Below are 630 nucleotides of genomic sequence, written 5' to 3'. Positions count from 1 at the left end.
TATTTAATGCGTCCAAGTTTCGGGGCGCAGTTCACTCTCGGCCGCGGGGGCTTTATTTTTAGTTTATGAGGTTGTTATTCTTTGATTTCTTCAAAGCGGGTCGTATCAAAATCCCGATCTTTTTTAGTGGATAAGTTTAATACGTGGAATAGGTACTTTTTTCCAGGCTGTGCGGTTTTAACATATTCGGAAATCTTCCATCCCTCGGGAGCTGCGTACATCGTGAGAGTGCCGCATTCCTCCGTCTCGAAGACGCCTTTTAACCCGGTGTCAGTCATTCCACTAACATCCGTGCCGCGACGCTCTTGCGCATATGCCTTCGTTACGGTGCAGGTGGCAGTGATACCGTCGCTGTCATCGCGTGCATTTTGAGGAATGACAAAAAGTATATATGCGCTCAGCAGAGTTAAAGCAATTACTAGAATTCTTTCCTGCAATTTACGATTAACTTCCATTGATTCCCTCATTTCTTGATCGATTTACATGTCGACGTCGGCAAGGCCAGTAACCTTCCCCAGATTCTCAAAGTAGCGCATCGTCTTCCCGGCACAATCCAAACGGTTCACCTGAGCCACATCATCCGGGGTGTCCATGTCAGGCCAACGCTCGTTCTCAATCCTGAACCGCACA

1 protein-coding gene is annotated in these 630 nt (G+C 47.5%); it reads right to left on the bottom strand.

Translation table 11 applies throughout. The features are described 5' to 3' along the window. Positions 1-74: 74 nt before the first annotated feature. Positions 75-455 (bottom strand): hypothetical protein, encoded by a 381-nt coding sequence (locus HMPREF2879_RS06905; RefSeq protein ID WP_070635119.1) that lies wholly within the window; start codon positions 453-455, stop codon positions 75-77. Between the last annotated feature and the right edge of the window lie 175 nt (positions 456-630).

Origin of the sequence: Rothia sp. HMSC069C04 (genome assembly GCF_001812895.1) — a bacterium.
Classification (GTDB): Bacteria; Actinomycetota; Actinomycetes; order Actinomycetales; family Micrococcaceae; genus Rothia.
This window is presented reverse-complemented; position numbering and strand designations above follow the sequence as displayed.